Source organism: Mucilaginibacter flavus (assembly GCF_030409315.1).
Classification (GTDB): domain Bacteria; phylum Bacteroidota; class Bacteroidia; order Sphingobacteriales; family Sphingobacteriaceae; genus Mucilaginibacter; species Mucilaginibacter flavus.
This window is the reverse complement of the sequence record NZ_JAUFPS010000035.1, coordinates 150818-158678: the sequence shown is the minus strand read 5'-3', so window position 1 is coordinate 158678 and position 7861 is coordinate 150818. Positions and strand designations below refer to the sequence as shown.

Below are 7861 nucleotides of genomic sequence, written 5' to 3'. Positions count from 1 at the left end.
AGCATTTGCTGCAACTCAAAAGTCAGCTAACCCAGTGGTCAATTTGGCCCGGAACAGGGTGGTCAACATCTCCATAATATACATACAATGCACTTTGGATGTTCCTTATATTTTTCGACAATTGCCATAGCTTCGGGCATTAGTGGCATCCTGGAGGCAGCTCCGGTTTTCTGCCGGTTTGTAAATACCCATAGGTTTTTATCAATTCCGATGTGAATTTCTTCAGCTCGTAATTTTTGCACATCTGCGTAGGAGAGTCCTGTATAGCAGCTGAAAATGAAAATATCTCTCACGGTCTGCAGGCGTTCATTTCTGAAATTTTTAGTGGCGATGCTATTTAGTTCATGTTCGGTTAATGCGAGTCGCTGAACCGGCTTTTTAGTGAATTTGAAATTAGCGAAAGGATCTGATGGTAACCACTTGTTTTTAACGGCAATCAAAACAATTTTTTTGAAATTGGACAGATATTTCATGGTCGAATTATGGTTGCATTTTTGAATTCCTTTTAACCAGAAATCAAATTCAGCTATCGTTTCATGATCCAATTTTCTGATATCGAGATCTTCGGAACCATACTTCCATTTTAAAAAACTCTTCGTATGCTCCAATGTTGTCGCATATCGCTTAACGGTATTACTCGCAAATTCGGCACCTTCAAGTGCTTTAATTTGTTGGTTATGTTTAGTGAATACCTCAATAATCGTTCTTTTTTCTTCATCTGCACCCGTCATGTTCTTTTTAATGGCATCAGATGTTAATTCTTTATCGGCGTCCATCAATCGTCGCTTAGCCTGGTAAACCTGTTGCATCAGCGTATCCAGAAAAAAATTGAACTCCTTTGTGGCCTCTTTGTTGCCGGAGGATCGCCCAGTCTTCGCATTCCAGGTTGAAGTGTGACATTTTCGTTTAGTGGATAGTTCACTGGATTTGCCGTCGACAGTAATTCTCAGGTAAATAGGGTAGACGCCCTCTGGGCTGTTTTTGGGTTTGCGGATGAAGAACATCAACCCGAAGCTTTTTTCTAACATAATCATTCAATAAAAAGTTAAACAAATGTCGATTTTGACGGCTTTTTTATCAAGATGTTCAGTTATTGAACATCTTGATATACAGTTGTTTGTAAGCTTTTCGTTGAACGATTTTGAAATCACTTCCGAGTTCAACGAATCGTTCAACTAAAACATGCGATTGAATGAATCTTTTGGAGGGGGGGTATAATAAAAAAGCCCCTAAATCATTGATTTAAGGGCTTTTTGAAGCGTTTGACCTCAGCTTCTGTACTCAGAGCGGGAATCGAACCCGCACTCCGTTTACGGGAACAGGATTTTAAGTCCTGCGTGTCTACCAGTTCCACCATCTGAGCATGATGATCATGCCTTTTAACAGCCTTTTGATCTTCAAAGTAAAGCCTTTCTTTTAAAAGAAAGGCTTTGAGCGAAAGACGAGATTCGAACTCGCGACCCCGACCTTGGCAAGGTCGTGCTCTACCAACTGAGCTACTTTCGCATTGGTATTTTCCTGCTTGGAGTTGGCTGTGTGCCTATCTCGTTTGCGGGAGTGCAAATATAGACAGAATTGAATGTTCTGCAAGAGAAATTTTTACTTTTTTTTAAATAGTTTATAACTGGCTGGTTTTCAAAATATCAGCTATGAGGTCAGCTTCGTAACCACGGCTCATAGCGTACTGTTGTAGCTTGTAGCGACGTTTTAGCTCGTTTTTTTCGGTAAGGGTGGCCGCTTTTTTCTCAATAATGCGGGTTAATGCGGCGTGATAATCATCGAGATCGATGGTTTGCAGGGCTTTTTTTATCAAAACATCGGGCACTCGTTTAAACTTAAGGCCCTGTTTTATCTTGATGCGGCCCCAGGCCTTTTGCGCAAATTTGCCTTTGGTGTAGGCTTTGGCAAAACGGTCTTCATTTAAAAAGTTGCCTTGTATCAGTTCGCTTATTACCCGTTCAACCGCATCGGGATATAGGCCCATTTCATAAAGTTTATCGCGGGTTTCCTGTTGCGAGCGTTCCTGGTAGGCACAAAAATGTTCGGCTTTTACAAGGGCAACTTTCTCGTCGGTGATCTTTATTTTCTTTTGGCCATCCATTTATAGCGTCAAAATTCGTTAAAAATCTTTCTATTGTTAAATTAATATAAGCAATTTCGTACCATGCAGAGCAATCAGTACGCCATAACCGAGGTAAAGCAAATCATTAACGCAGGTGGGCAAATTGTTAAAGAATATACTATTAATACCCTGTTTACCGATAGCCGACGGATTAACAACCCAGCTGAGGGCTTGTTTTTTGCTTTAAGCGGCCGGCGTAACGGGCACGAGTTTGTTGCCGAGGCATATGCAACAGGTGTACGTAATTTTGTGGTTGAGCATGGCCCGGAGTTTAACCTGCCACAAGCTAATTTTTTAATTGTGGATGATCCTTTGGTGGCGATGCAAACTTTGACGGCTTACCATCGCAGTCGTTTTAACCTCCAGGTGATTGGTATTACCGGCAGTAACGGCAAAACCATCGTAAAGGAATGGCTATACCAGCTGTTGGCTGCAGATAAGAATATAGTACGCAACCCTAAAAGTTATAACTCGCAAATTGGGGTGCCGCTTTCTGTATGGCAAATAAACAGCCGTAACGAACTTGGGATTTTTGAAGCAGGAATATCAACCGTAGACGAAATGGATAAGCTGGAGGCTATTATAAAGCCCCAGATAGGTATCTTGACTCATATAGGCACGGCACATGATGAGGGTTTTAAAAACCGCCGGGAAAAGGTGCTCGAAAAATTGCAACTATTTAAGTATTGCGAAAAACTGATTTATAATTATGATCAGCTTCTCAATTTTCAGGCTGATATCAAAGCGAAGGAAACCTTTACCTGGAGCCGCAAAATGAACCAGGCCGATTTGCATGTATTTAGTGAAACAGCCATTGGTAAAAGTTATTATCTGCGTGCGCATTACCAAAAGCGTGAGATCGAATGCCTGATCCCTTTTGCCGACGAAGCTTCGGTAGAAAACGCCATTGTTTGCTGGGCTACCATGCTTGCTTTGGGCTATAGCCCTGTTGAAGCCGATAAACGTATTGAGCGTTTGGCTCCGGTAAGTATGCGTTTGGAGTTAAAAAACGGGGTCAACAATTGCTCGGTAATTGACGATTCCTATAACTCAGATCTGCAATCGTTAGAGATCGCGCTTAACTTTTTGGGGCAGCAAAATCAGCATCAGAAAAAGACACTCATCCTGTCAGATATTTACCAATCGGGCTTGCATCTGGACGAACTGTACCGGCAAGTTGCCAACCTCATCAGCAGTAAAAAGGTTGATAAATTTGTTGGGGTAGGCGAGGCCTTAATGGCATATGAACATTTTTTTAACGTAGCCGAACAGCACTTTTTTAAAGATACGGCCGCCATGCTACAACAGTTAAGACAGTTGAATTTCAAAGAGGAAACAATACTGATTAAGGGTTCACGGAGTTTTGAGTTTGAACGCATCAGCAGGGCATTGGCGCAAAAAGCCCATGAAACTATATTAGAAATTAACCTGAATACCTTGTTGGGCAACCTTAATTTTTACAAGTCAAAAATAGCACCAGGAGTAAAAGTAATGGCTATGGTAAAAGCCTTTAGCTACGGTAGTGGTACTTTTGAGGTAGCCAATATGCTGCAATATAACAAAGTTGATTATCTGGCAGTGGCCTATATTGATGAAGGTGTTTCACTACGGCAGGCGGGTATTAATTTGCCTGTTATGGTGTTAAATCCCGAAGCATCGGCATTTGATAAACTCATTGAGTATAAGTTAGAACCTGTGATTTATAGTTTTGGCTTGTTGGATGATTTTGTAGGGTACGCGCTTGATCGTAACATATCAAATTACCCGGTACATCTTAAAATTGATACTGGTATGCACAGGCTGGGTTTTGAAAATCATGAAATAGAAATGCTTTGCGATATGTTGGAGCAAAACCGGTATGTGCGTATCCAGTCGGTGTTTTCGCACCTGGCAGCAAGTGAGGCCTTAAAACACGATGACTTTACCAAAACGCAAATCAAACGTTTTGAGAAAGCTTTTAAAGAGATAGAAAAAACGCTGGGTTATAAAGTAATTAAACACCTGTGCAATACTTCAGGCATCATCAGGTGGCCGCCGGCCCATTATGATATGGTGAGATTGGGTATAGGCTTGTACGGAGTAGATTCGGCCGTTGGTGCTAACGAAAGTGAATTGCAACCTATAGCTACTTTAAAGACAAGCATAGCCCAGGTGAAAAAGATAAAAGGCGGCGATACCATTAGTTATGGCCGTAGTGGTAAATTAAATAAAGATGGTAAAATAGCCACAGTTCGCATTGGTTATGCCGATGGTTACCTGCGTGCTTTTGGTAACGGGATTGGTAAAATGCTGGTGAAAGGTACCCTGGTACCTACGGTGGGCAATATCACTATGGATATGTGCATGCTTGATGTAAGCGGTCTTGATGTACGCGAAGGCGACGAAGTAATTGTGTTTGATCCGCGGCATCAACGTATTGAAGAATTGGCCCGGCAAATAAGTACTATCCCGTATGAAATACTAACTAATGTTTCGCAAAGGGTTAAAAGAGTGTACTTTTACGAGTAGAAATTCAGGGGGCTTATGAACAATTTTGCACGTATATTATTCCGGTATTTTGCAAAGGGATTATTGGTAGTGGTACCCATTGGGGCTGCCATATTTTTAATGTACTGGGGCGTATCAACTATTGATAAAGCTTTAAATTTAAGTGATCTGCTGGTTGATAAGGCGGGGAAGCATTTGTATATCCCGGGTCTTGGGATACTAAATGTAGTTGTGGTTATTATGATTGCCGGCGTATTGGTAACCAATGTAATTACCGAACCTATAAAACGTTGGTTTAAGCGCTGGTTTAACCGTTTGCCAATTTTCGCGTTTCTGTATTCGTCTATAAAAGATTTGACCGAAGCTTTTGTAGGCGAAGAGAAAAAATTTAATGAAGCGGTTTTGGTGGAGGTGAATGAATTTGGCTTAAAAAAAATAGGTTTCCTGGTGCAAAAAGATTTAGCCACGCTGGGCTTACCCGGCGAAGTAGCTGTTTATTTTCCTTATTCCTACTCGTTTGCCGGGCAGGTTGTTATTGTTGATGCCACCAAGGTTAAGCATATTGATAAAAGCGCAGCCGATATGATGAAGTTTGTAATATCCGGCGGTGTTAGTGGGCTGGAGTAGCCGGCTCGCTCTGTTTTACATCCAGTGAAGGATTCTTTTTAAAGCTCCGTATCGCCATAAAAGTGCTCAGCAACATCAGCAAGGCACCTAATATGTATGGCGCGCCCGGGAAATAGGTAGCTGTGTTTTTATGGGTGAAAAAGTGAAATACCGAACTCATGAGCAGTGGGCCGATAATCACCGCAAGGCTGCTGATGCCGGCCAATGATCCCTGTAATTCTCCCTGCTCTTTGGCCGATACCGTACTCGTGATCATCCCTTGTAATGATGGCCCGGATATACCGCCAAGGCAGTAAGGGATCATGAAAACGTACATCATCCAACCCTGGTTTGCAAAGGCGATAAGCGTAAGGCCGAGCGTATAAAATAGCAGGCCCCAGATGATATTTTTTTCCTGTCCGAATTTGGGAATAGTATACCTAATTAAGCCGCCCTGTATGGCTACCAATACCACGCCGATGAAAAAACCAAGGTAGCCAATGCTTTTCAATTGCCAGTCGAATTTAAGGGTAACATAAAACGACATTACGTACTCCACCGCTTTTTGCCCTACGTATACCAGGGAAAAAGCTGCGATTAAACCGGTTAAAGCGGGGTATTTGGCAAGGTTGCGTAATGAACTTATTGGGTTTGATTTTTTCCATTCAAACGGACGCCGGTTTTCCGGTGCTAAGGACTCGGGTAGTACCAAATAACCATACCCCGCGTTGATAAACGCGAATGCAGCGGCAGCCATAAAAGGTAGCCTGATATTCAGTTCGCCCAGGAAACTACCCATGGCTATGCCCACAATAAAACCAACGCCCGAAGCAGCACCCACCAGGCCGAAGTTCGCCGCCCTGTTTCTACCTGTACTGATATCTGCAATATAAGCTGTGGCGGTAGATGTACTTGCGCCGGTAATGCCGGCTATCACCCTGCCCACAAACAACCAGGCTATGGTAGGGGCAAAGGCCATAAAAACATAATCGATACCAAAACCTATTAATGAGCTGAGTAAAACAGGTCGTCTGCCATACCTGTCGCTCAGGTTACCAACTACAGACGAAAACAGGAATTGCATAGAGGCGTAAGTGAACGTTAAATAGCCGCTATACTGCGCCGCGGTACTTACATCAACATGGCCCAGGGTTTCCAGCAATTTGGGCATCACCGGAATAATAACCGCCAAACCCAGCACATCAATAAACAGCGTAACAAATATAAATCCCAGCGCTGCTGAGTGCTTTTTAGGTTTTGTACTCATTAAGTTGTTAAAGGTTTAAGCGCTATAAAAGTTTTGCGCCGATTATAATAAATCGGTTACAGTGGCTTCTTTCGGGGCTGTTTTTTTAGTTTTATTAAAACTCCTTATAGCAAGTAGGGCTGCTATCAGCATCAACAACGCGCCAAGTATAAACGGCGCACCGGGTAAATATCGCTTGTCTTTAAAGTTGGTGAAATAGTAAAACAACGTGGTCATTGTCCACGGTCCAAATACCGAACTTAAGCTCATTAAACTGGTTAATCCACCCTGTAGTTCTCCCTGTTCGTTTGGCGGTACCTGGTTGCTCATCAAACCTTGTAAGGCAGGGCCGGCTATACCGCCAAGTGCATAGGGAATCATAAATGCAAACATCATCCAGCTATTGGTAGCAAATGCAAACAATATCAGGCCAAGGCTGTATAGCAATAAGCCCATCCATATACTTCGTTCAATTCCAAGTTTGGGCAGCGTTATTCGTATTAAGCCTCCTTGTACTAAAGCTATCATTGTACCTATGAAAGCTAATGAACAGCCTTCTAAAAACTTGCTCCAGTTAAATTTAAGGATAGTATAAAATGTCCAGACACTTTGTACAGATTGTGCCGCGAAATAAATCAGAAATAAGGAAACGGCGAGCCCAATAATAGAAGGATATTTTTTGAGTTGTAATAACGAACCAATAGGGTTAGCGCGCTTCAATTCAAATGGACGTCTGTGATCCATGGATAACGATTCGGGCAGAATAAAGAAACCATAAGCCGCATTCAACAAAGCAAGACCAGCTGCTGCAAAAAACGGATATCGTATGTTCCATTCGCCTAAAACACCACCAATCAAGGGGCCAATAATAAACCCTATCCCAAAGGCCACTCCAATTAATCCAAAGTTTTGCGCACGTTTTTCGGGCGGACTAACGTCTGCAATGTAGGCAGATGCGGTAGTAAAGCTTGCACCGGTTATACCAGCTATAACACGACCAACAAAAAGCCAACCTATAGACGGAGCGAAGGCAAGGAAAAGATAATCTACGCCAAACCCCAAAAGTGAAGTTAACAAAATAGGTCTCCGACCATATTTATCACTCAAATTACCAATAACCGGTGAAAACAAAAATTGCATGGCCGAATACGCTAATAGCATCAAACCAGCATAAAGTGAAGCCTGGCTTACCGTTCCGTGTATCAATGTTTCTATCAGTGTAGGCATCACTGGTATAATGATACCAAAGCCAATAACATCTATAAGTATAGTAACAAAAATAAAGCCTAATGCAGCCTGTGGTTTGAGTTTGGCAGGTTGGTCCATAATCCGCAAATTAGGAAAAAGAGTCAAGAGTTAAGAATCAAGAGCCGAGAAAAAAGCTGCAATTTTAAAAAAAG

General features: G+C 42.3%; 6 protein-coding genes and 2 tRNA genes. 2 read left to right on the top strand and 6 right to left on the bottom strand.

Translation table 11 applies throughout. From position 1 onward, the window contains the following. Positions 1-62 precede the first annotated feature (62 nt). The 4 genes from QWZ17_RS16620 to QWZ17_RS16605 all read right to left on the bottom strand — a co-directional run bounded on the left by QWZ17_RS16620 (position 63) and on the right by QWZ17_RS16605 (position 2101). Positions 63-1034, bottom strand: a complete 972-nt coding sequence (locus QWZ17_RS16620) for a site-specific integrase (protein WP_290306400.1) — start codon at positions 1032-1034, stop codon at positions 63-65. 244 nt (positions 1035-1278) lie between these two features. Then, positions 1279-1363, bottom strand: a tRNA-Leu gene (locus QWZ17_RS16615). Between the two features lie 70 nt (positions 1364-1433). Next, positions 1434-1506: transfer RNA gene (locus QWZ17_RS16610), tRNA-Gly, on the bottom strand. A 112-nt stretch (positions 1507-1618) separates the two neighbouring features. Further along, on the bottom strand, positions 1619-2101 hold the full coding sequence (locus tag QWZ17_RS16605; RefSeq protein ID WP_290306399.1) for a regulatory protein RecX: 483 nt from the start codon (positions 2099-2101) through the stop codon (positions 1619-1621). A gap of 63 nt (positions 2102-2164) precedes the next feature. Between QWZ17_RS16605 and QWZ17_RS16600 the strand changes: the two genes are divergently transcribed. After that, positions 2165-4630, top strand: coding sequence for a bifunctional UDP-N-acetylmuramoyl-tripeptide:D-alanyl-D-alanine ligase/alanine racemase (locus QWZ17_RS16600; RefSeq protein ID WP_290306398.1), 2466 nt, complete (start codon positions 2165-2167; stop codon positions 4628-4630). A 15-nt stretch (positions 4631-4645) separates the two neighbouring features. After that, positions 4646-5236 carry a DUF502 domain-containing protein gene (locus tag QWZ17_RS16595; RefSeq protein WP_290306397.1) on the top strand — a complete coding sequence of 197 codons (591 nt, stop codon included), beginning with the start codon at positions 4646-4648 and terminating at the stop codon, positions 5234-5236. Here the strand turns inward: QWZ17_RS16595 and QWZ17_RS16590 are convergent. Together QWZ17_RS16590 and QWZ17_RS16585 are read right to left on the bottom strand one after the other, a co-directional pair. Continuing rightward, positions 5220-6482: a TCR/Tet family MFS transporter gene (locus QWZ17_RS16590; protein WP_290306396.1), complete on the bottom strand. Its 1263-nt coding sequence runs from the start codon at positions 6480-6482 to the stop codon at positions 5220-5222. The two genes, QWZ17_RS16595 and QWZ17_RS16590, sit on opposite strands and share 17 nt — an antisense overlap. Positions 6483-6524: 42 nt before the next feature. Next, positions 6525-7787, bottom strand: coding sequence for a TCR/Tet family MFS transporter (locus QWZ17_RS16585; RefSeq protein ID WP_290306394.1), 1263 nt, complete (start codon positions 7785-7787; stop codon positions 6525-6527). Positions 7788-7861: the final 74 nt, after the last annotated feature.